Source organism: Campylobacter sp. BCW_6873, from assembly GCF_001762365.1.
GTDB lineage: Bacteria > Campylobacterota > Campylobacteria > Campylobacterales > Campylobacteraceae > Campylobacter_D > Campylobacter_D jejuni.
The window spans coordinates 1-21,814 of record NZ_MJWS01000081.1; the positions used below are offsets into that span (position 1 = coordinate 1).

Here is a 21,814-nt window from a genome sequence, read left to right on the forward strand (position 1 = left end):
ATATCGGCTTGAAGCATGGTTCTTGTTTTTAAACTTTGACCATCTTGAGCGGCTTGAGTTGCCTTAGTCTTAATAGTATCTAAGATCTTAAGTTGCTCATCCATAGCCTTATCTGCAGTTTGTAAGATACCCAAAGCATCATTACCATTTGATATAGCTTGACCTAGAGTATTTGCTTGAGATCTTAAGCTATCTGCTATCGCCATCCCTGAAGCATCATCTGCTGCGGAGTTAATCCTAAGACCTGAACTAAGTCTTGCTAATGAACTGTCTAAACTTTTAGCATTTAGATCTGAATTTGCTTTTGCATTTAATGCTGCGACATTTGTGTTAATACGAAATCCCATTTTAAATCCTTTTAAATAAATTCAAGCTCATCCATGAACTTGTTAAATGCTATATCGTTACTTTTTTTAAAAAATTTATACTTTAAACTAAAAAATTATAAATATCATATTTTAATTGCAATCTAAAAATAAAAATTTCAAGCCATTGCTTATAAGATTTTAAATACATCAATAAATATTCTTTTTCATCTTCAATTTTACTAATAATAACTTCACTTAATAATTTACCTTTATGAAAAATCACCCCTTTTAAAACCCCATCATTTAATAAAGAATTTATTTCTAAAAAAGATTCAAATTTGTTAACACTTTCATATGTATTTTTTAAAAAATTTAAAGGCAATTTTCTATCACTAGCTAAAATCATTTTCAATGCATCATTTAACCTCATAGCATGTTCTAAACAAAATAAAGCATTTTGTTTTTCTTCTTTGAAAGTTTCTAAAATTTTATTTAAAATTTTAATACTACGATTAGCTGTTAAAGTTTTTGGAGGATATTTATTTAATTTATTATTTAAATTCTTAAATTTCTTACAACATAACTCAAAATTAATTTCTTTCGCAAATTCTATCCTAGCACCGCCTTCTGTGGCATTTAAAAAATTCACTTGGGAATTTCTTGCAAATAAATCCTCTAATTTTTTTCTATAATCATCCCAAGCTAAATGTGTTAAAACTTCTCCTAAGCCTCCATAAGCAACTGTTTTTAATGTAGGAATATCTAAGGTTGTATCTATATCACTCCCCAAATCAAAACTATCAAAATGAGAATTTCCTTGTTTATCAAAAGATAAATCTTGGCCAACAAGAATTATATTTTTAAATTTTAAAGCAATCGCCAAAGTATAACAAGCATGCCCAACATGGGTACCAAATTCAAGATAACCAAAATCATTAATATGAAGATTTTGATAAGGAAGATTATCGCTTAATGCTATAGATAAAGGAATTTGTTTTTTATAAAGATAATCAACCACGCTAGGGTGAGTACTTGCCGCTAATATAAATAAGGTTTTATTTTCTGGATTAACTTCTTTGAAAAATTCAAGCGGATATTCTTCAAAATCAAGATTTAACACATAATCAGGGATTATATCATGTTTTACAAGCAAAGGATAAGCCCCGTCAACGCAAAAAATCACAAAATTTTCTTGATATTTTTTTAACAATGGAATTTGCTTTTGAAGGCTAGGGCCAGCACATACAACTATACAGCTTTCAAAAAGCCCTTTTCTTTCATCAATAATTCTTTTAAAAGGTATATTTTTCAACATTAAAGGTATATTTTTATAAAAATTTTCATAACAAGACAAAGAAATTTTGGAGTCAGGATCTAAATTTCTTATTACAAGATTAATATTTTCATGTATAATTTTATCTGTATTCAAAATTTCCTCATAATAATATTTTTTATAAAAATTATTATTAATAAACATCTCATAAAGATTTAACCATAAAAATACATCATTTTGATCAAAAAGTATTCTAAGTTGTAAATTTATTTTTTTCTCTTGAATATCCACCAGATAAATTTTTCCACTACAAAGCTCTTCACTCAAATCCAATGCACTTAAAGCTAGGATAAAAAGTTCTATTTCGCTTTCAAATACAAAAAGATGTTTATAGTGTTTAGCTAAATTTTTAATCAGTAAAGCATTGCCTATACCATAAATACATATAAAAGGATATCTAGGAGTTTTTTCTAAAATACTTTGATAGAAAAAATTTAATTCTTCTTCTAAATTTTCATACATAAAAACATTATGAGTTTTATCATAGATATTTAAATTTTCATCTATATTAAAACGAGAACAAGTTTTATTTTGTATGAAATTTAAAAGTTTATTTCCTAAGGGTTCATTTACTCCACTTAATAAAGCTTGTATGTTTTTTTCTAATATAGTCATGAATTTCCTTAAATTTTATCTATTTTGAGTGATATTTTGTCATCTTTTTCACTAAATTGATACAACAAATCCTCACAAGGATAAGAGATGCATTTTTCTTTACAATCTTTTTTTGGATTTTGTTTTATTTTTTCTAGCATTAAAGGAAGTTCTTTCTTAATCAAAAGTTTTACTGGAATTCCCATACCATGATTTAAGTTTTTAATAAATTTTCCATCAACTTGAGATTCTTTAGTAATAGAATGCAAAGTTGCATCAAAACCAAGTTTCTCAAGTTCTTCATAAAGCATGGTTTTTTCTTTTAAAGAAACATACTCATCATATAATGAATGATAACTTATAAAGCAAGTTTTTAAACATTTTGATTGTTCTAAAAGATGATCTTCTTCTAAAAGATTTCGAATTTTTCTTCTTGCGGGAGAAAAAAAATGAGGCGATGAAGAATTACTTGTCCAAAAAGTTTTTGTCGAACAATGTGTTTTAATATGACGAAAAAAATCAAAAGTAGAAAATTCGCTATACTGCATAAAATCTATTTCCTTTCCAAAACCTACAACTCTCCATAAAAACTTAGCATATGCAGAATTATCCAACACTCCATCTATTAGCCAAGGTGCAATCTTAGCGGCTAAATGTGCTAAATATCCCCCGTGAGAACTACCTATCATGATAACTGGTATACCCCCCCCCATAGTATCAAAAGGAGCATGTTTTTTAAGATAAAGTGCAACATTTAAAAGATCTTGAGCTTGCATGATTCCAAAATTTTGATATTCATTTTTTGTAGGTTGCAAACTTACATGTAAATTTAAAAAATAATTTGGTGTAAAATTACCTTTTTGTTTACCTTCAACTATTTGATTATTTACAAAATGAAAAATTTCACTCATTTGTTCATAGTCTTGAATTTTATCAACATCATAAGGAAGCTTGATATCCGCAGCTTCACAACTTACTTTTAAAATAAGCTTGTCTATATCATCTAAATAAAAAGTTGATCCAGTTTGAGGACGATTACCAATACAATGATAATTTACTCCAACTACAGCAGTATTAAATTGTCTTACCATATAATCACCAACATATTGGATCGATGATATATCATCACCCATACCTTGCACCACAAACACCAAAGCTTTGGGTGTTTTTTCATCATCATACCAAAGCTTAAATTCAAGCTTTGATTCTCTTTTTATACCAAGCTCTACATCATCACAAGAGTCAATCTCATAAGTTTTACTCACTAACATTTACCTTCCTCCTATTAAAAGATAAGTTTTACTCGCTAGGTTTTTAAAATTTTCATTCTTGCTTAAGATCACACAAGCTTTATTGCTAGAAGAGCTTGTAAAGTCTATATTTTCTAAATCTTCATGAGTCTGATTGGCTGCGTTGATGATAGCATTTTTGCTTGCTTCATTGCTTGAAATTCCCATGAGTATAAAATCAGCTTTATTTATAAAAACAAGTTTTAAGCATTCTTTATCATCACCTACACGAAAATTTACTTCTTTTGTGCCGTTAAAATTGCCAAGATCAACATTTTCAACCCCGCTTACATTACTCATCGTTTTTATAGAGCTTAAATGATCATTTTTTAAAGTATAAATGCTTATATCATTGATCAAAGTTTTAAGGTTATTTAAAGACTTGCTAACTTCAGCTTCATCCTTACTTGAACTCATTTTTGGTAAAGCAATAGCAGCTAAAATTCCCAAAATAACGATCACAAAAACAAGTTCTAATATAGTAAAAGCTTTTCTCATCTATATCCTTGAAAAATTTTTATTTTTAGGGCTTAAAATATCTTCTTCTATGCTTACAAATTCCTTTTTTTCATAAGCATCAACCGCGGCTCTTGCTATCATCAACGCATTATCAGAGCAGAATTTTAAAGGAGCTAGTTTTAAATTTGCATTATATTTTTGACATAAATTTTGCAAACGCAAACGCAAGTTAAGGTTTGCACTAGCTCCTCCTACAACGCCAAAATTTTTAAATTTATAAAGATTAAAAATTTTTTCTAATTTATCCATGATATGATCACAAGCCGTATTTTCAAAGGCATAAGCTATTTCAGCTTTTATATCATCGCTTAAATTTTCATGTTTTAAAATTTCTAAACGCACTGCATTTTTAAGTCCTGAAAAACTGAAAGCAAGTTCTTTAGAATGTTTTAAAGGTATATTAAAAGAGATATTTTTAAGTTTGGCATTTTTTGCTAAATTTTCTATGATAACCCCACCAGGATAACCTAAATTCATCATTTTAGCCACTTTATCAAAACTTTCTCCAAAGCTATCATCATTTGTGCTTGCTAAAAGCTCTAAGTTTGCATCATCTTTAAGATATAGCACCATAGTATGCCCACCACTAACAAGCAAAATTCCCATATCTAAAGAAATTTTTTCTTCCAAAAAAAGACTATAAATATGACCTTTAAGATGGTTTATAGGGATTAAAGGCAAATTTAGAGCACTTGCTAAGGTTTTTGCCATGGAAATTCCACTGAGCAAAGAAACGCTAAGCCCAGGTTCATTTGTCACAGCTATAGCACAAAGATTTTTAAAATGCTCTTTGCATTGCCTAAGTATCTTTGGCAAAGCTTCGCTATGAAGTCTTGCAGCAAGTTCAGGCACCACTCCCCCATAGATACTATGATCTAATTCTTGAGAAATTTTTTTATGAAATTTACACTCTAAGGTATTTTTATCAATGATAGCTATAGAACTATCATCACAAGAACTTTCTATAGCTAGGATAAGATTTTTCATTCAAATTCCACTAAAATAGAACCTAAGAATTTATCTTTTGATCTTGCCATTTTAAGAGTGTTTAAGTCCAAATTTTTAGCATTTTTGATCAACTTGCTATTGGTATTTGTCTCTAAAAGTTGTTGCAAATTCGCCCCTCTTAACTCATAAAATTCCACTCTATAAATTTTACCTGCCATATCTAAAGAGTATTGTGTTTGCATATTTTTTTTATGAACTAAAATATCACTTTCATCTTTTCCATGATCAAAGCCTATGATATTTACGCGCACATTAGCTATCTTTGGGATAAGAAAATTCTCTTTTACTTTCACCTTGGTTCCAAAAGGAACGGTGGTTTCATTGCCATCAACTTGAAAAGTTACCTCATTAAAAGCATCACTAAATTCTAAATACTCAGGATATAATCTTGTTTGAAAACGATTGCCATACTGGATATAAAAAGAATTTCCTTCTGCGATAACAGCGGTAAGTTCATTGCTTGTATTATAATTTAACTCTTTATTTACCGGAAAAGGCACATAGTTGATAACCTTTCTTGGATTTTTTAAAGAAAGTAAAATTCTATCATTAAAAAGCTTCACTTCAAGCTCTTTATTTATGGCTTTATCAACCCCTTTTGGAGTGAGTTCGAAATCTCTACTAAATTCAATTCCAGCGGTTTTTAGATAATTTTCAATTGCCAAAAGATGATAATAAGCTCTTAAATTTACAGGCAGATTTTTACTCGCTTCATTTGCAAAAGCAGCTTTGTGATTTGAAATCACAAAATAAGTTAAAGCTTTAAGCATTTCCGTATCACCAAGCTCTTGGGTTTTGGTGTTTTTAAGATGATAAGCATGCTTTGGATCAGCAAGTGAAGAATTGACACTATTTACGGTTTGAGTAGCGATATTTTCAAGATCAGGGTATTTGCTTGCATTGATTTCACTTGTGTCAATCACACTTGAATTTCCCCAACGCTTAGGATTTTGCATCGCATCAATATAAGTAGGTTTATAAAAACCCCAACCATCGTGAAGATTGATCACCATACTAACTTCAGGAAGTAAAATAAGCTCTTTAATGCGTTGAACTCTTTTATAATCAGGATCTTTTGGGCTAATACTTGCAAATTTACGGTTTAAATCCCCATTATTCCCACGCGAACGCTTGATAATGCTATCAAAAGCTAAATTTGGAGCCACTATAATCTTACCCTTAGTGATATTATAATCACTCAAAAGCAAACTTGCCGCATGAAATCCACCAGGCTCATCGCCTTGAATTCCACCAAAGATCAAAACCGTATTATTATCATCTAGGCTTTTACCATTTTCTCCTACGCTAAAGTCTAGCTCTAAAGCAAAAATACTTGTTATAAGAAATAAAATTGTTAAAAAAAATTTCATTTTAACTCCTTAAATACTCTCTTGTTTTAAAATCATACTCAAAAACTTCTTCTATGCTTGAAATTTTAGGTACTCCAAAGTGATCAAGAGCTTTAAAAATGTATCTAGCAATATCTAAAAATCTACTTTTATTTTCTAAAAAATTATAAACACCAACTTCATTAGCAGCATTGATGATAACACCTAAATTTGGCTCTTTTAAAAATGTGTTTTTAAGCTTAAAAATAGGATATTTTTTTGTGCTAATTTTATGAAATTTTAAAGCAGGCATTTTGCTAAAATCAACAGCCTCTAAAATAGGCGTATCTTGTTTTTCAAATATAGCATCTGAAATAGCTAATTTCATATCTGCTTTTGAAAAATACGCCGTGCTAGCTCCATTTTTAAATTCACACATTGCATGTACTAAAGATCTTGGTTCTATTAAAGCATCAATTTCTTTAAAATCATATAAATGATAAGCCTCTATAATCTCAAAGAGCTTATTTGCCATAGTCGCACTATCTATAGTGATCTTTACTCCCATGTTCCAATTAGGATGTTTTAAAGCATCTTTGACACTAACTTGATTTAAATCTTTGATTTTGTACTTATAAAAAGCTCCGCCACTTGCTGTGATATAAAGTTTTGCTATATTTTTTTTACCTTCGAGTAAAAATTTTAAAGCCGCATGCTCACTATCAACGGGTAAAAATTTAGCCCCTTTTAAAAAACTCCCCGCTACCACAAGACTTTCTTTGTTAGCTAAGGCTATGTTTTTGCCAAGTTCTTTAGCCTTTAAAGTGCTTTTAAGTCCTGCAAAACCTACAATGGCATTGAGCAAAAGTTTGTCTTGGCATTCTGTTAAAATTTGCTCTAAACCTTCTTGTCCTATAAAAACTCTATCGTGTTTAACTAAATGCTTATTTTTTGAATCTTTTATGGCAACAAATTTAGGCTTAAATCTTGCGATTTGTTCATTTAAAAGAGCAATGTTATCTCCACAAGCTAAAGCAGAAATGGGAATGTTTTTTAAAGCAGCAAGTTTAAGAGCATTTACTCCTATGCTACCCGTACTTCCAAAAAGTATCATAAAAGAGCAACCATTACAAAAGCAGCAATGATCACTGCATCGATTCTATCGAGCACGCCCCCATGACCAGGGATAAGATCTCCACTATCTTTTACACCTGCTTCTCTTTTAAAATAACTCTCAAGCAAATCTCCAATTACTGCAAAAATCGCTACAAAAAACGAACAAAGCAAAGAAAGCCAAAAACTATAAACAAAAACTCCTAAAATAGTTCCAATAATACTCGCACAAATCAAGCCACCTATAACACCTTCTAAGGTTTTGTTTGGACTTGTTGGAGAAAAAGGGGTTTTACCCATAAGTTTTCCGATAAAATACGCTCCACTATCACAAGCTGCAACGATAATGATAAGCCAAAAAAGCGCGAACATACCCTGATCTAAATACACTTGCCAAAGTGCTAAAATAGGCAAACTAGGATAAATATAAATAAGAGCTGGTTTTAAGGAAGCCTTTTTATAAACCAAATATCCAACGACTAATAACAAAGCTAAAATCCCAAAAAACAAAGCTTTATGCGATAAACTTCCCAAAATAAAAGCTATAGCCAAAGGGATAATAGAAATATTTTCTAAAACAAAAAGTTTTTTTGCTTCACTAAAAGATAAATACAATAAAACCGCAAAAACGATAAAATTGATAAAAAATTGATCAATCAACGCGATAATAATAATAGCCCCTATCATCACAAGAGCTGAAATAATTCTAGTTGTATTAAACATATTTTTCCTTATATACTAATATCTAAGCGATGAATGCTTTGTGCGTCTTTAAAATTTGGATCTTTAGACTCATCTTCTTCATTTTTCTCATCATCGCTAGTTTTAGCTTCTTGATTGTGTTTTTTCTTTTTTTCTTCTTGTTCGGCTTTCTCTTTGATCTCTTCTTTGATTTCATGAGTCTCATTGACTTTTTCAAGCTTGTTTAAAGTTTTTTCTTTTTCATTAAATTCAGCCATATTTAGCGTAGCTGCAAAACCTTCTTTTGCAAGCTCATTGCTTGCTTGTGTAGCTGGATAAGTCATATTTTGATTTATATAATTGACATTTCCTAATGGGCTAACTGGCATTTTAATCCTTCGTGATATTAATACTTTTAAAATTTGTATAATTTACAAACGCCTTTTGCTGAACCTTAACAAAATTTTTTAAGGTATAATCGACCCAATACGAACCTTTCTTTAACTTAGAAAAGCTTACACAAAGCCTTGCAGCAAATTCTATCACATCAAGGCTGATTTTTTGCTTGTTTGATACAATCAAAGTATGTGCACTAGGAATATCCCTTACATGAAGCCACAAATCATCTTTTTTAGCATTTTTAAGTAAAATTTCATTGCCTTTTTCATTTTTACCCACGCAAATTTTAAACTCATTAAAATAAAAATTTGCCACAAGATCTTCTTGTTTATGATCTTGATTTTTTTTGCTATTTTTTTTAGGTAGTAAAATTTCAAGCTCTATCTCACTCTTAGCTTGAAGCAATAATTCTTTCAAACTCAAGGTAAAATCTAACTTTTCTTTTAAATTTTGCCTTTGTATGTTTAAATTTTTAGCTTTTTGTTCTAATTTTTTAGCATTTTTATAATATAAATTAGCACTTTGCTTAGGACTAAATTCAAGCTTAAATTCAAGCTCTTTGCCTTCAAAATCATCAAGCTTAAATTCCCTTTCATAATCTTTTAAAACACTCAAATTTGCAAACAATACATCAGCCCTTTTTCTGTATTCTAAAGCTTTTAAGAGTAAAGAATTTTCTTCATCTAAACTAGAAAAAAGTTCTTGTAAATTTTGTATTTTTTTATCCACTTGTGCAAGTTTTAAATTTTTTATTTGTTTGATTTTACTCTCATAAATGCTTGTAAATTTGCGAGAAAAATAATCTGCAAAGTCTTTAATTTCCTCAAAACTTTCATCCATTTTATAAGGCTTTAAAGGCTCTAAAATCACATTAGGTTTTACTACACGATAGCTTTTATCAATGTGCCTTAAAGCCTCTATGATCAAATCTTTTTCATCTGTAAGAATAACATTGGTATTTTTACCCGTAAATTCAAAATAAATCTTGCTCTCATAGCTTTTATAAGCCTTATTAGCTTTTACACTAAAACATAAAATACGATTGCCTTCAAGGACTTTAACTTCCTTTATAAAAGCATTGCTAAAATACTTTTTAAGCATAAAATCAAAAGGTGCATTATAATTTTTTGCATTAAATTTAGCTGTATAAATCGCACTCATTGCACGAGTGAGATCAAAAATAAATCTTTCTCTGTCAAAGCTTAATTCCAAAATATTGTCATTGATACGCTTGATAAAATCGATTTTTTTAAACTGAGAAAAAAAAGTTTGCAATTGTAAAAGTTCTGTGTATTTCATAAAAGAAATTATAAAATATTTTAGCGAATTTGTGGTAGAATTAAACTAAAAAAGGAAATTTGTGCAGCTTAATGAGCTAAATTGCGTGATTTTATGTGGTGGTAAATCTAGTCGTATGGGACAAGATAAAAGCAAATTGATTCTTAAAAATCAAAATTTAACTCAATTTCAAGTAAATAAATTTTCTAAAATTTTTAAAAATGTCTATGTGAGCGCAAAAGAAGACAAATTTGAAAACCATTTTAGCTTGATAAAAGATTCTTTAGAATTTGAAGTTTACTCTCCTATGCTTGCGCTTTACTCTATACTTTCAAATTTTAAAAATGAATTTGTTTTTGTTTTAAGTGTAGATAGTCCTAAAGTAGGTGAAAATGAGCTTTTAAAAATGCTTCCTTTTTTAGAGCAAAACTATAAAATAATCATAGCCAAAACTCCTTTACATAAACATCCCTTGTGCGGCTTTTATCACAGCTCTTTAGCTCAAACTTGTAAAAATTTCTTAGAAAAAAATGAACAAAAAATAGGACTTTTATTTTCTGAGATTAAAACCAAATTTGTGGAATTTGAAGATGAAGATGCTTTTTTAAATCTTAATTTTTATGAAGAATATGAAAAATTTAAAAGTGAGTTAAAATGAGAAAAATTGCTTTATTTTTAAGCTTATGTGTTTTTATATGGGCTAGTGATTTACAACAAGCTTTAGAGTATGAAAAACAAGGCGATTATAAAAAAGCTATGGAAATTTACAAAAAACTCGCTTTAAAAAATTCATCTGTTTTAATCCCTCAAGAACAAAATAAAACTAAACAAACTACTCAAAATGAAAAATCTATTATTGCAGCCAAAGAAGAAAGACAAGATTTTGCTCGTCTTGCCTTGGCAAATTATCTTGAAGAAGATGAATACTTTAACCCTCTTGGCATTAGTGCTTATAAAATGAATTATTTTCTACCTTTGGCTTATAGTTTTAACTCTCTGGAAGAAAATCACAATAAAAGTGAAGCTAAATTTCAACTTAGCATTAAAAAAAGGCTTTTTGAAAATTTGCTAGGATTGGATGAAAAATATTATATAGCCTATACTCAAACTTCTTGGTGGCAAATTTATAAACATTCTTCTCCTTTTAGAGAAACCAACTATCAGCCAGAATTTTTTATAGATTTTCCTTTGTATCTTAAAGATTATGAATTTTTTAACAACCTACGCGTAGGTATATTACATGAAAGCAATGGCAAGGGAGATGAGAATTTGCAATCTCGCTCATGGAATAGAATTTATGTATCTACAGCTATTTTATATAATAAATTTTTATTTGTTCCACGCCTTTGGTATAGAATTCCTGAAAGCAAAAAAGATGATGATAATCCTGCCATCTTGCATTATATGGGAAATTTTGATGTGAATTTAGCGTATTTAGGCGATGATTATTTTATCAATCTTATGCTAAGAAACAATCTTAAATTCCGCAATAACAAAGGCGCTATACAAGTTGATCTAGGATATGATATTTTTAATAACGGAATTTATTGGTATTTACAATACTTTAATGGCTATGGAGAAAGCCTTATAGACTATAACAAACACTTGCAAAGACTTTCCACTGGATTTTTGATTTCTTACTAAAATATCCTTTGTAGTTTTATCATTTCTTAAAACAAATTTCATTACAATTTCATTTTTGATAATTATTATTACTATAAGGAAAGATTTGTTTTTTAAGCATATATTGAGTTTAAAAGTGCTTATAGCTTTACTTTTATTCTTTGGAATGATAAGTTTATTTATAGGAGTTATCAGTATCAATGTAAAAGATATTCTTAATCTTAACTCCACTCAATTAGAAATCATAACTCTCACAAGAATTCCTAGACTTATAGCGATTTTACTCACGGGAATGAGTCTTAGTATATGCGGGCTTATCATGCAACAACTCACGCAAAATAAATTCGTTTCTCCAACTACAGCAGGGACTATGGATTGTGCTAAATTTGGCATACTTACTTCTTTAATATTTTTTGCTGGAACGTCTTTTTTCACTCAAGCTATCATTGCATCTGTATTTGCGCTTTTGGGTTCTTTTATATTTATCCAAATTTTAAGAAAAATCAAACTCAAAGATGTGATTTTTGTACCTTTGATAGGCTTGATGTTTGGAGGCATTATTAGCGCTATAACCACTTTTTTTGCCTATGCTTTAAATTATATACAAAATATCCAAGGCTGGTTACAAGGCAGTATGGCAAATGTTATGCAGGGAAATTATGAATTGCTCTACATTTCTTTACCACTTTTTATATTTGCTTATTTTTTAGCTCATAAAATCACCATAGTTGGCATGGGCGAAGATATAGCTTTAAATCTTGGAATTTCTTATAGTGGTATATTATTTTTAGGCTTGATGATTGTAAGCATTATCACTAGCTTAGTGATTGTAAGCGTTGGGATTATCCCTTTTTTAGGGCTAATTATCCCAAATTTAGTAGCTCTTTATCTAGGTGATAATCTTAGAAAAAATCTTATCTATATAGCACTTTGTGGAGCTTTGTTTTTACTTGTTTGCGATATCATTTCAAGACTTGTCATCTTTCCTTTTGAAATGCCTTTAAGTATCACTACAGGTGTTTTAGGATCTTTAATCTTTATCTTTCTTTTGTTAAAAAGGAAAGTTTATGTGTAAAAAAATGCTGATTTTAAGCTTTTTAACACTTGGTATGATAGGGATTTTTATACTTGTGGGTTTAAACGGCTTTGATGAGTACGCCTTAAAAAGTCGTTTTTTACAAATTGCAGCTATTATCATAGTAGCTATTTGTATCGCTGTTTCAACAGTAATTTTTCAAACTTTATGCAATAACAAAATTCTAACCCCTGCTATCATAGGATTAGATTCTTTATATATGTTACTTCAAAGTGCTCTTATCTTTTCTTTTGGTGCGGCTAATTTAAGTGTTTATAAAAACGATATTAATTTTTTAGTTACTCTGGTTTGTATGGTAGTTTTTTCACTAGGACTTTATAAAATTTTATTTAGTAGCGACAGAAGCATTTATCTTATCATGCTTTTAGGCTTAGTTTTTGGAACACTTTTTAGCACTTTAAGCTCTTTTTTTGAAGTATTAATCGACCCTGATGAATTCATGGTAATACAAGGAAGAATGTTTGCTAACTTTGATAATATTGCTTTTGATGTTTTAATTCTTGCTTATATTATTAGCTTTTTAAGTTTTATATGGATTTTTCGCTATATGAAATTTTTGGATCCTTTAAATTTAGGCAAAGATTTAGCGATAAATTTAGGGATAAATTATCAAAAAATTTCAAAACAATTGATGATTATCATAGCTATTTTAACTTCTATTAGCACCGCACTTGTAGGTCCTATAACCTTTTTAGGACTTTTGGTAGTAAATATCACTTATGAGCTATTTAAAACTGCAAAGCATAGTATTTTGCTAAGTGCTTGTATACTCATTAGCATTTTAGCTTTGCTTGGAGGGGTATTTTTTGTCTCTAGAGTTTTTGATTATAATGCCACTATAAGCGTGGTTATTAATTTCTTAGGTGGGATATATTTTATCTATCTTGTATTAAAGGGTAATAAATTATGATTAAACTAAAAAATATCACCAAATTTTATGACAATAAAGCCATTATTTCAGATCTTAGCCTTGATTTTCATAAAGGCAAAATCACTTCTATAATAGGAGCCAACGGTGCTGGAAAATCCACTCTTTTAGCTCTAGCAAGTCGTTTGATAAAACCTAGTAGCGGAGAAATTTATATCGATGGAATGAATTTAAAAGACTATAAAGAGCAAATCTTAGCACAAAAAATTTCCATTCTCAAACAACAAAACAATATCAATTTAAGATTAAAAGTTGAAGAATTAGTCGCTTTTGGGCGTTTTCCGCATTCTCAAGGAAGACTTAATGCAAACGATAAAATCAAAATCAATGAAGCTTTAGAATACATGGGGCTTAGTAACTTAAGAAATGAATTTTTAGATACATTAAGCGGCGGACAAAAACAAAGAACTTTTATAGCCATGATCATCGCTCAAGATACTGAATTTATAATGTTTGATGAACCTTTAAACAATCTTGATATGAAGCATAGCGTACAAATCATGCAACTAATGAAAAATTTAGTCAAAGACTTTAACAAAAGTATAGCTGTTGTATTGCATGATATTAATTTTGCTTCGATTTATTCTGATGAAATCATAGCCTTAAAAGATGGGAAGCTTTTAAAACAAGGCTCAAAAGATGAAATCATCAATCAAGAAAATTTAAAACAAATTTATGATATGGATATACCCGTAAGTCAAATTGATGGTAAGAAAATTTGTATTTATTTTTAAAAAGGAGAAAATATGAAAAAATCTTTAGTTTTTGCATTTTTTGCATTTTTTTTAAGTCTAATCTTAACAGCTTGTAATTCAAACTCAAATGAAAACAACGCAAGCTCTACAACAAAAACCAACACTGCTACGGTGAAAGTTTTGCCTATCAGCATGAGTGATGAAGGTGATAGTTTTTTAGTAAAGGATAGTCTAGGAGAAAATAAAATCCCTAAAGATCCTTCTAAGGTAGTGATCTTGGATCTTGGAATTTTAGATACTTTTGATGCTTTAAAATTAAACGATAAAGTCGCAGGCGTTCCTGCTAAAAATTTACCAAAATACCTACAACAATTTAAAAACAAACCTAGTGTAGGCGGAGTGCAACAAGTTGATTTTGAAGCCATTAATGCTTTAAAACCTGATCTTATCATTATTTCTGGACGCCAAAGTAAATTTTATGATAAGTTAAAAGAAATAGCTCCAACTTTATTTGTAGGTCTTGATAATGCAAATTTTTTAAGCTCTTTTGAAAATAATGTTTTAAGCGTTGCAAAACTTTATGGTTTAGAAAAAGAAGCTTTGGAAAAAATTTCAGATATTAAAAATGAAATTGAAAAAGCCAAAAGCATAGTTAATGAAGATAAAAAAGCTCTTATCGTTCTTACAAATTCTAACAAAATTTCAGCCTTTGGCCCTCAATCTCGCTTTGGGATTATTCACGATGTTTTAGGGATTAACGCAGTAGATGAGAATATAAAAGTAGGCACACACGGCAAAAGTATCAATTCTGAATTTATACTAGAAAAAAATCCTGATTATATTTTTGTTGTTGATAGAAATATCATTGTAGGCAACAAAGAACGCGCTCAAGGCATACTCGATAATGCGCTTGTTGCTAAAACCAAAGCAGCACAAAACAAAAAAATCATCTATCTTGATCCAGAATACTGGTATTTAGCAAGTGGAAATGGACTAGAGTCTTTAAAAACTATGATTTTAGAAATCAAAAACGCTGTAAAATAATACAATCTCGCAAGAGCTAGTCTCTTGCCTTTAATACTTAATAAAATACTTGGAATTTTCAAGAAAGTTTTAGTGGCGGACAGAGAGGGATTTGAACCCTCGAGACCCGTTAAGATCTGCACCCTTAGCAGGGGTGTGGTTTCAGCCACTCACCCATCTGTCCAATAAAGTAAAGTATGATTATACAAAAAAATAAATAATACCTAGCTTAAAAAGCTAGGAAAAATCAAAGACTAAGATAAGCCAAAAGCAAAGTTACAACAACCCCTACTCCAAGAACTGCAAATTGTTTACTTCTATCTTTTTTATTTGCAAACAAAGTAATCATAAGCCCTGAAATATAAAGCATAAATAAAGTAATACCAAAGCCTACGCTAAGCACAGAAAAATACCAAGCACCCTTATCTTTATGAAGCATAATCATATCTCCAAGTAAAGATCTTGTTTTTAAGGTAATGTTGTATTCATTAGTAGAATTTTGAGTTATATTAGCACTATAATGAGTTCCGCCTATTGTTATGCCTTTATCTTTACTTTTAATGATATCTGTATTAGATGGCACTTTTAAACCATTTGTTTTTAAGTACTCTATTAAAGCTTCTCTTTCTTTACCACTTTCTATAACTTTTGACAATTGATACTGCTCAACTTTCAAACCCACATCTTGATTAATACCAAAAATATACGCTATACCTGTTAAAGCAAAAAGCAAGGCGCAAGGCAAGAAGAACAAACTAAGATAGATATGAACCTGTCTAAACAATTTATTTTTATTGATCATTTTAAATCCTTTTTGATTATCAAAATTTGTGATATTTTGACAAAACAAAGTGAAGTAAAAGTGAACTTCAAATAAAAAGTTTATATTTTTTAAAACAAATAAAAGAAAAAGCCCTATGATTTATAGGGCTTAAGAATTATTTTTTATCAATCACTTGATAATTATAAGGAACAAGCTCTTTATCATGCTCTAAAAGTTCTTTTGGAGGATTACCATTAACATCTTTTTCATCTGCATAGTAACGCTCTCCGGCTTTATGATTGTTAACATCTACTTTATAGTAAAGCTCTCCTGGATTAAATTTTTGAATATCTTCAAAACCTAAATTTGAAGTTTTAAAATCTTTAATTCCATTTGCTGCCGCAATTTCTACAAGTTTAGTTTGTCCCATTCTTGCCATATCAACAGCTTGCAATAACATTCTTGAAGCTTCGCGAGGATTATGAAAACCAGTTGAGTTTTCAGCATTAACAAAATCCGCTCTCATTTGAGCTTTACGATGAAGTTCTAAAACTTCTTTTAGCTCTTCGCTAATTTTTTTCGCATCAGCTTTTCCATCGCTTTGGAATTTTTCCATATTGCCTAGCTCATCGCGTAGTTTTTTAGTATCCATAATCAAACTAACAATTGCGTACTCTGCAGTTCTTTGATCATGTGCAACGCTATTTTGTATGTCAAGTACTTGAGCTTTTAAATAATCTTCGCTTTGTTTATGACAAGATTTGCAAGCAGAGTTAATATCTCTTAAAGGAGAAGTGATATTGTGTTGAGTAACCTTTTTAGCCCCTTCTCTAACATAAGGCATATGACAATCCACGCAACTTACTCCATTTGCAGCATGCACACCGCCACTATAAAGTTCACTTTCTGGGTGTTGAATTTTAATAATTTGTGCCCCTGTTAATTTATGAGTAAAATCAGCTCCAAATACTCCACGAACTTTATCATAATAATCATCTAGCATTTCAATTCTAAATGGTTGTCCTTTTTTCCACTCACTCCAAGGAAAAGTTAAAACTATACCATCGGTTTCAATCTCTTTAGCTTTATTTCCATCTCTCCAAAATTCATACTCATCATAATTTTTCTGAGTTCCATTCCACCATTTTTTAGAACTATCATCTACAATAGTTTCACCCATTACTTTTACTTTTTCCCCTGTTGGTTTAAAATAGTATTCAACATGGCATTGAGAGCAAACTAAAGTTCTCATTTCTTCTCTTGTAGCTTTTACGCCTTGTACTGGATCTTTTTCATATCCCCTAGAAACTAAAGCATTAATAGCTGCTGGACGAGTAAGTCTTAAACTCATATCATTTGGATTGTGACAATCTGCACAAGTTACACCCATTCTTTTACCACCATGTGGACCTGCATGTTCAGGTGAATTTTCCACTATACCATCAACGGCTGGGATATTTTTAATCATGGTCCAATAATTTGTAGAGTTAAAAGCAGTAAAATCCCCTTTAGCAACATTTTTTATAAGCCATGGAGTCCATCCACTATGACAATTCATACAAGCTGCGGGCTGGCCTTTAAAAGCAGCAAGGCCGTGAGCATTAAGAAAATCTTTGTTGTTTCTTGCTGTTTTCATTTGATCTACTTGAACCCAAAAATGCCCTCTTTCTTCATTGAAATCAAGACTAAAAGGATATCCTGCCCAAAGTATGGTTAATTGAGGAAAGCGAATCAATTTTGAATAAGCTAAATTACCACCAAATTCAGTAGCTTTAGGCTCTTCTTTTTCAACTGTTAAATACATTTTTAGCTGCTCTGGAAAAACCTTACCCCATTTTTCAAAATTTGGATCATCATCACTAAGCAAAGAAAAATCAGCATTTGCTGCAATGGCATTTTTATTTGCTTCATCTTCTTTTTTTTGATTGATATCATTATTTAGCCATAAAACTCCCGCTATAAGTAAAACCAAAACAACAATACCCAAGCGTAAAATATTTTTTTTCATTCATCTTCTCCTTATTAAATTCCGTGTTTATGTCCAACATCTTTATGACAAGAAGCACAATTTAATGACTTGTCTGCATGTGGATTTGTTGTAGCATTGATAGCTGTTTGAGCAAAATCTGCATGACAGCGTATGCAGTTTTCTTGCACCATTTTTCTGCTTTTTTCAGTCGCACTCAAATTTGTAGGCAACTCATCAAGTTTAAAAGTAAAAGCATAAGCATGCCCTAAACCACTTTGAGCTTTAGCTATCCACTTAGCTACAAAATTATGTGGCAAATGGCAATCCACGCAAGTTGCCCTAGGTTCGCCTTTGACTTTTTGAGAGTGCGGCCCTGCCATGTATTCATTATAAACTTCATTCATAATATGGCAGTTATTACAAGATTCGCTTGCATTGCTTAAATAAGATGTGCCCTTAGCGTTATAAAAAGTATAAAACCCAACCGCAAAGAAAACAAAAAGCAAAACAAGAAAAATAGTAAAAAGATTCGAAGTTTTCTTCAAAATTTTCCTCCTTAAAATTATCATTTCTTAAAATCTTCAATGAAACAACAATGTCACAGAATTTCCCAGAAATAAATTTTGTGATTTTAACATAGATGAATTTAATATAATTTTAAAGATATATTTACTCTTAATTAACCTAAAAAATTTGAAACTTTTATTCAATAATTTTAAAATAAATGATAAAATATAACAAAAAAAAGGAAAAATTAATGCAAATAAGTCCTGATATGTTTATCAATCGCGAACTTTCTTGGCTTCGCTTTAATTCTCGTGTTTTAGACCAATGTTCTAAAAATTTACCCTTATTAGAAAAATTAAAATTTATAGCTATATATTGCACTAATTTAGATGAATTTTATATGATACGCGTCGCAGGCTTAAAACAACTTTTTTCAGCTGGGGTTAATGCAAGCAGTAGTGATAAAATGACCCCTTTACAACAATTAAAAGCCATACGCAAATACTTACACCAAGAAAAAGAGCTTTTGGAGCGTTATTTTAATGAAATCACAAGTGAATTAGAAAAAGAAAATCTTTTCATAAAACATTATGAGAATTTAGATGAAAATTTAAAACAAAAATGTGATGAGTATTTTTTCTCCAATATTTTTCCTGTTATTGTTCCAATAGCTGTTGATGCTACTCACCCTTTTCCACATTTAAATAACTTATCTTTTTCACTAGCGGTTAAAATTTGCGATAAAGCACATCCTGAGCTTGTAAAATTTGGAATGATTAGAATTCCAAGAGTTTTACCTCGTTTTTATGAAGTAAGTGCAAATATTTATGTTCCTATAGAAAGTATAGTCCATCAACACACAGAAGAAATTTTTCCAGGCTATAAACTCTTAGCTTCAGCAGCATTTAGAGTGACTAGAAATGCAGATATGGTAATAGAAGAGGAAGAAGCTGATGATTTTATGATGATTTTAGAACAAGGCTTGAAGCTTCGCAGAAAAGGAGCTTTTGTAAGATTGCAAATTCAAAAAGATGCAGATGAACAAATCGTAGAATTTCTTAATACTCACATGAAAATTTTTCATAAAGATGTTTATGAATATTCTATTTTACTCAATCTCCCTAGCCTTTGGCAAATCGCAGGAAATAAAACCTTTACACATCTTTTAAGCCCACTTTACACGCCTAAAACTTTACCACCTTTTGATGAGAATTTATCTATTTTTGATGCTGTAGAAAAAGAAGATATACTCATTATACAACCTTTTGAAAGTTTTGATCCAGTTTATAAATTTATCAAAGAAGCAAGCAAAGATCCTGAAGTAATTTCCATAAGAATGACACTTTATAGAGTTGAAAAAAATTCCAATATAGTTCAAGCTTTAATTGATGCTGCAAGCGATGGAAAACAAGTAACTGTGATGGTAGAATTAAAAGCACGCTTTGATGAAGAAAATAATCTTCATTGGGCGAAAGCTTTAGAAAATGCCGGAGCTCATGTTATTTATGGCATTACAGGTTTTAAAGTCCACGCTAAGGTTTCTCAAGTCATACGCAAACAAGGGGATAAGCTTAAATTTTATATGCATTTAAGCACAGGAAACTACAATGCAAGCAGTGCTAAAATCTATACTGATGTGAGTTATTTTACAAGCAAAGTAGAATTTGCAAGAGATACGACAAAATTTTTTCATATCTTATCAGGCTTTAGTAAAAACCGTCGTCTTCAAACTCTTTCAATGAGTCCAAATCAAATCAAAGAAAAAGTTTTAGAAATGATACGCATTGAAACAAGCAAAAAAAATGAAGGTGTGATTGTAGCTAAAATGAACTCTCTTGTGGATAGTGATATCATACAAGCGCTTTATGAAGCAAGCATGGAAGGAGTACAAATCGATCTTATCATACGCGGAATTTGTTGCTTAAAACCTGATGAAGAATACAGCAAAAACATACGCGTTAGAAGCATCATAGGAAAATACTTAGAACATGCTAGAGTATTTTATTTTAAACATAGTGAGCCAAATTATTTTATATCGAGTGCAGATTGGATGCCAAGGAATTTAGAGCGTCGCTTAGAACTTATGACTCCTATATATGATGAAAGAAGCAAAGCTAAATTAGCTCAATTTTTACGCTTACAACTTAGCGATAATGTTTTAGCTTATGAGCTTAAAAACATTGGAGAGTATGAAAAAATTCCTTCTTCTGAAAAAACCATAGATTCTCAACAAACCTTAGAAGAATATGTAAGTAAAATTTATAAAACACTTAAAAAAGATACAGATCAAAGTCGTGCAACGCACTTAGCTTCCAAACTTTTCAAAGAAAACTAAAAGTTTTTAGGGTTTTTACTCTAAAGACTTATTTACTTGTTTGTTATAAAAAGGGCTTTAAGATAAAGCCTTAGGAGATTTCCCATAGAAATAAACAATCATTTCTAAACTATAAAAAGATTTAGAAATGATTTTTAAGATTAAAATTTATACTTAAGTCCTACTTGACCACTTAAGTAAGTTTCATTTTTATTATCTACTTTACCTGCTAGTATTTGTTTAGCACCAAAGCCAAGATTCATACTGAGTTGATTTGTAAAATCTACATTACCCCCTACGATAATTTGTCCGTATGTTTTTTTCTTGTTGTTAGCTTCTACGCTAGTAAAGAAAGCATTATTTACAGCTAGGTTAGCTGTGTAATCATCACCACTATTGATAACAAATTGTTCTATTTTTGGAGTTACAAAAATATAAGAGTTTTCATTCATATATTTTCTAAATTCAGCACCCACTTCAACACTTACAGAATTGTTTTTCATAGAATCAATATCTTTAGCAATAGCACCATTTTCTGTATGAGATGGAGTATAACTAAAATAATAATTTATCCCTGCAAAAGGTTTAATAAATAAAGTATTATCACTAAAGTCAAACACACGACCTACATTAGCACTAAATCCTAAGAATTTGCTTGTATAATCTGAGTTATATGCACCATCTGTTTGAATATTGTCTTGTTTAGTTGGAGAAACTTGAGCATAAGCTTTAAGATTAAGTTCCCATTGTGGAGCTATATTGATAGTAGAATACATACCTAATTGGAAGTTATCGCTTTTTTGTTCTAAATTATTGTCTTTGATTTTAGCATTTGCATAAGTAAAATAAGTACCCCATAAAACATTATCATTAGCTTGTTTATCTACCCCTACGGTAGCACCATACATTGCACCACTATCTCCATCGATAATGTTAGCACCACCAAAAGCATTAGCCCAAATACTATTGGTATATTCATTTACATAGCTTGGTCTCATATCACTATCTAAAGCAGCAAATTTAAGGCCATTCATTTTAGAAGCATA

The 21,814-nt window shown here is 30.2% G+C and carries 19 protein-coding genes, 1 tRNA gene and 2 pseudogenes; 7 read left to right on the plus strand and 15 right to left on the minus strand.

What is annotated here, in order from left to right:
• The 10 genes and pseudogenes from AJ932_RS08060 to AJ932_RS08105 all read right to left on the minus strand — a co-directional run.
• Positions 1 to 347, minus strand: a pseudogene (locus tag AJ932_RS08060) (flagellin); the annotation flags it as partial.
• Between the two features lie 82 nt (positions 348 to 429).
• Entirely contained in the window at positions 430 to 2,256 is a 1,827-nt protein-coding gene (locus tag AJ932_RS08065) for a motility associated factor glycosyltransferase family protein (RefSeq protein WP_070278520.1), read from the minus strand.
• 8 nt (positions 2,257 to 2,264) lie between these two features.
• On the minus strand, positions 2,265 to 3,506 hold the full coding sequence (locus AJ932_RS08070; RefSeq protein ID WP_070278522.1) for a DUF2920 family protein: 1,242 nt from the start codon (positions 3,504 to 3,506) through the stop codon (positions 2,265 to 2,267).
• On the minus strand, positions 3,507 to 4,022 hold the full coding sequence (locus tag AJ932_RS08075) for a type II secretion system protein (RefSeq protein WP_070278524.1): 516 nt from the start codon (positions 4,020 to 4,022) through the stop codon (positions 3,507 to 3,509). It lies immediately after the preceding gene.
• Positions 4,023 to 5,030 carry a tRNA (adenosine(37)-N6)-threonylcarbamoyltransferase complex transferase subunit TsaD gene (gene tsaD / locus AJ932_RS08080; protein ID WP_070278526.1) on the minus strand — a complete coding sequence of 336 codons (1,008 nt, stop codon included), beginning with the start codon at positions 5,028 to 5,030 and terminating at the stop codon, positions 4,023 to 4,025.
• Positions 5,027 to 6,421, minus strand: a complete 1,395-nt coding sequence (locus AJ932_RS08085) for a M99 family carboxypeptidase catalytic domain-containing protein (protein ID WP_070278528.1) — start codon at positions 6,419 to 6,421, stop codon at positions 5,027 to 5,029. Before AJ932_RS08085 ends, tsaD begins: the two co-directional genes overlap by 4 nt.
• A 1-nt stretch (position 6,422) precedes the next feature.
• A complete protein-coding gene (dxr, locus tag AJ932_RS08090) occupies positions 6,423 to 7,493 on the minus strand; it encodes a 1-deoxy-D-xylulose-5-phosphate reductoisomerase (protein ID WP_070274164.1) in 1,071 nt (356 codons plus the stop codon).
• Entirely contained in the window at positions 7,490 to 8,215 is a 726-nt protein-coding gene (locus tag AJ932_RS08095) for a phosphatidate cytidylyltransferase (protein WP_052776837.1), read from the minus strand. Before AJ932_RS08095 ends, dxr begins: the two co-directional genes overlap by 4 nt.
• Before the next feature lie 8 nt (positions 8,216 to 8,223).
• Positions 8,224 to 8,562, minus strand: a complete 339-nt coding sequence (locus AJ932_RS08100; RefSeq protein WP_052776836.1) for a hypothetical protein — start codon at positions 8,560 to 8,562, stop codon at positions 8,224 to 8,226.
• Between the two features lies 1 nt (position 8,563).
• The gene (locus AJ932_RS08105; protein ID WP_052776835.1) at positions 8,564 to 9,871 is read right to left on the minus strand and encodes an NFACT RNA binding domain-containing protein; all 1,308 of its coding nucleotides are present in this window, start codon (positions 9,869 to 9,871) and stop codon (positions 8,564 to 8,566) included.
• A 61-nt stretch (positions 9,872 to 9,932) separates the two neighbouring features.
• On the opposite strand from AJ932_RS08105, the gene AJ932_RS08110 reads away from it, so the two are divergent.
• The 6 genes from AJ932_RS08110 (at position 9,933) to ceuB (ending at position 15,236) form a co-directional block, all read left to right on the plus strand.
• Positions 9,933 to 10,508 (plus strand): molybdenum cofactor guanylyltransferase, encoded by a 576-nt coding sequence (locus AJ932_RS08110; protein ID WP_002855734.1) that lies wholly within the window; start codon positions 9,933 to 9,935, stop codon positions 10,506 to 10,508.
• Positions 10,505 to 11,494 carry a phospholipase A gene (locus AJ932_RS08115; RefSeq protein ID WP_044778849.1) on the plus strand — a complete coding sequence of 330 codons (990 nt, stop codon included), beginning with the start codon at positions 10,505 to 10,507 and terminating at the stop codon, positions 11,492 to 11,494. The genes AJ932_RS08110 and AJ932_RS08115 overlap by 4 nt, the downstream gene beginning before the upstream one ends.
• An 85-nt stretch (positions 11,495 to 11,579) precedes the next feature.
• Positions 11,580 to 12,548: an ABC transporter permease gene (locus AJ932_RS08120; protein WP_070278530.1), complete on the plus strand. Its 969-nt coding sequence runs from the start codon at positions 11,580 to 11,582 to the stop codon at positions 12,546 to 12,548.
• Positions 12,541 to 13,479 (plus strand): iron chelate uptake ABC transporter family permease subunit, encoded by a 939-nt coding sequence (locus AJ932_RS08125; RefSeq protein ID WP_044780297.1) that lies wholly within the window; start codon positions 12,541 to 12,543, stop codon positions 13,477 to 13,479. Before AJ932_RS08120 ends, AJ932_RS08125 begins: the two co-directional genes overlap by 8 nt.
• Entirely contained in the window at positions 13,476 to 14,231 is a 756-nt protein-coding gene (locus AJ932_RS08130; RefSeq protein WP_044780298.1) for an ABC transporter ATP-binding protein, read from the plus strand. The genes AJ932_RS08125 and AJ932_RS08130 overlap by 4 nt, the downstream gene beginning before the upstream one ends.
• A 12-nt stretch (positions 14,232 to 14,243) precedes the next feature.
• Complete coding sequence (gene ceuB, locus AJ932_RS08135; protein WP_070278532.1) at positions 14,244 to 15,236, plus strand: enterochelin ABC transporter substrate-binding protein CeuB; 993 nt, start codon at positions 14,244 to 14,246, stop codon at positions 15,234 to 15,236.
• A 73-nt stretch (positions 15,237 to 15,309) separates the two neighbouring features.
• Here ceuB and AJ932_RS08140 read toward each other — a convergent pair.
• From AJ932_RS08140 to nrfH, 4 genes are all read right to left on the minus strand, one after another.
• Positions 15,310 to 15,399 (minus strand) — tRNA-Ser (locus tag AJ932_RS08140).
• 63 nt (positions 15,400 to 15,462) lie between these two features.
• Positions 15,463 to 16,017: a membrane protein gene (locus AJ932_RS08145; protein WP_002892921.1), complete on the minus strand. Its 555-nt coding sequence runs from the start codon at positions 16,015 to 16,017 to the stop codon at positions 15,463 to 15,465.
• A gap of 136 nt (positions 16,018 to 16,153) precedes the next feature.
• Positions 16,154 to 17,986: an ammonia-forming cytochrome c nitrite reductase subunit c552 gene (locus tag AJ932_RS08150; protein ID WP_002881480.1), complete on the minus strand. Its 1,833-nt coding sequence runs from the start codon at positions 17,984 to 17,986 to the stop codon at positions 16,154 to 16,156.
• A gap of 14 nt (positions 17,987 to 18,000) precedes the next feature.
• Positions 18,001 to 18,516, minus strand: coding sequence for a cytochrome c nitrite reductase small subunit (gene nrfH, locus AJ932_RS08155; protein ID WP_010891930.1), 516 nt, complete (start codon positions 18,514 to 18,516; stop codon positions 18,001 to 18,003).
• A gap of 188 nt (positions 18,517 to 18,704) precedes the next feature.
• Here nrfH and AJ932_RS08160 point away from each other — a divergent pair, with 188 nt between their 5' ends.
• On the plus strand, positions 18,705 to 20,789 hold the full coding sequence (locus AJ932_RS08160) for an RNA degradosome polyphosphate kinase (RefSeq protein ID WP_070274155.1): 2,085 nt from the start codon (positions 18,705 to 18,707) through the stop codon (positions 20,787 to 20,789).
• A 140-nt stretch (positions 20,790 to 20,929) separates the two neighbouring features.
• Here AJ932_RS08160 and capC read toward each other — a convergent pair.
• A pseudogene (capC, locus tag AJ932_RS08165) lies at positions 20,930 to 21,814 on the minus strand (autotransporter adhesin CapC); the annotation flags it as partial.

Coding starts and splice junctions, on each gene's coding strand:
- AJ932_RS08065 (WP_070278520.1), bottom strand. CDS start 2,256: ATGACTATATTAGAAAAAAACATACAAGCTTTATTAAGTGGAGTAAAT.
- AJ932_RS08070 (WP_070278522.1), bottom strand. CDS start 3,506: ATGTTAGTGAGTAAAACTTATGAGATTGACTCTTGTGATGATGTAGAG.
- AJ932_RS08075 (WP_070278524.1), bottom strand. CDS start 4,022: ATGAGAAAAGCTTTTACTATATTAGAACTTGTTTTTGTGATCGTTATT.
- tsaD (WP_070278526.1), bottom strand. CDS start 5,030: ATGAAAAATCTTATCCTAGCTATAGAAAGTTCTTGTGATGATAGTTCT.
- AJ932_RS08085 (WP_070278528.1), bottom strand. CDS start 6,421: ATGAAATTTTTTTTAACAATTTTATTTCTTATAACAAGTATTTTTGCT.
- dxr (WP_070274164.1), bottom strand. CDS start 7,493: ATGATACTTTTTGGAAGTACGGGTAGCATAGGAGTAAATGCTCTTAAA.
- AJ932_RS08095 (WP_052776837.1), bottom strand. CDS start 8,215: ATGTTTAATACAACTAGAATTATTTCAGCTCTTGTGATGATAGGGGCT.
- AJ932_RS08100 (WP_052776836.1), bottom strand. CDS start 8,562: ATGCCAGTTAGCCCATTAGGAAATGTCAATTATATAAATCAAAATATG.
- AJ932_RS08105 (WP_052776835.1), bottom strand. CDS start 9,871: ATGAAATACACAGAACTTTTACAATTGCAAACTTTTTTTTCTCAGTTT.
- AJ932_RS08115 (WP_044778849.1), top strand. CDS start 10,505: ATGAGAAAAATTGCTTTATTTTTAAGCTTATGTGTTTTTATATGGGCT.
- AJ932_RS08125 (WP_044780297.1), top strand. CDS start 12,541: ATGTGTAAAAAAATGCTGATTTTAAGCTTTTTAACACTTGGTATGATA.
- AJ932_RS08130 (WP_044780298.1), top strand. CDS start 13,476: ATGATTAAACTAAAAAATATCACCAAATTTTATGACAATAAAGCCATT.
- ceuB (WP_070278532.1), top strand. CDS start 14,244: ATGAAAAAATCTTTAGTTTTTGCATTTTTTGCATTTTTTTTAAGTCTA.
- AJ932_RS08145 (WP_002892921.1), bottom strand. CDS start 16,017: ATGATCAATAAAAATAAATTGTTTAGACAGGTTCATATCTATCTTAGT.
- AJ932_RS08150 (WP_002881480.1), bottom strand. CDS start 17,986: ATGAAAAAAAATATTTTACGCTTGGGTATTGTTGTTTTGGTTTTACTT.
- nrfH (WP_010891930.1), bottom strand. CDS start 18,516: ATGATAATTTTAAGGAGGAAAATTTTGAAGAAAACTTCGAATCTTTTT.
- AJ932_RS08160 (WP_070274155.1), top strand. CDS start 18,705: ATGCAAATAAGTCCTGATATGTTTATCAATCGCGAACTTTCTTGGCTT.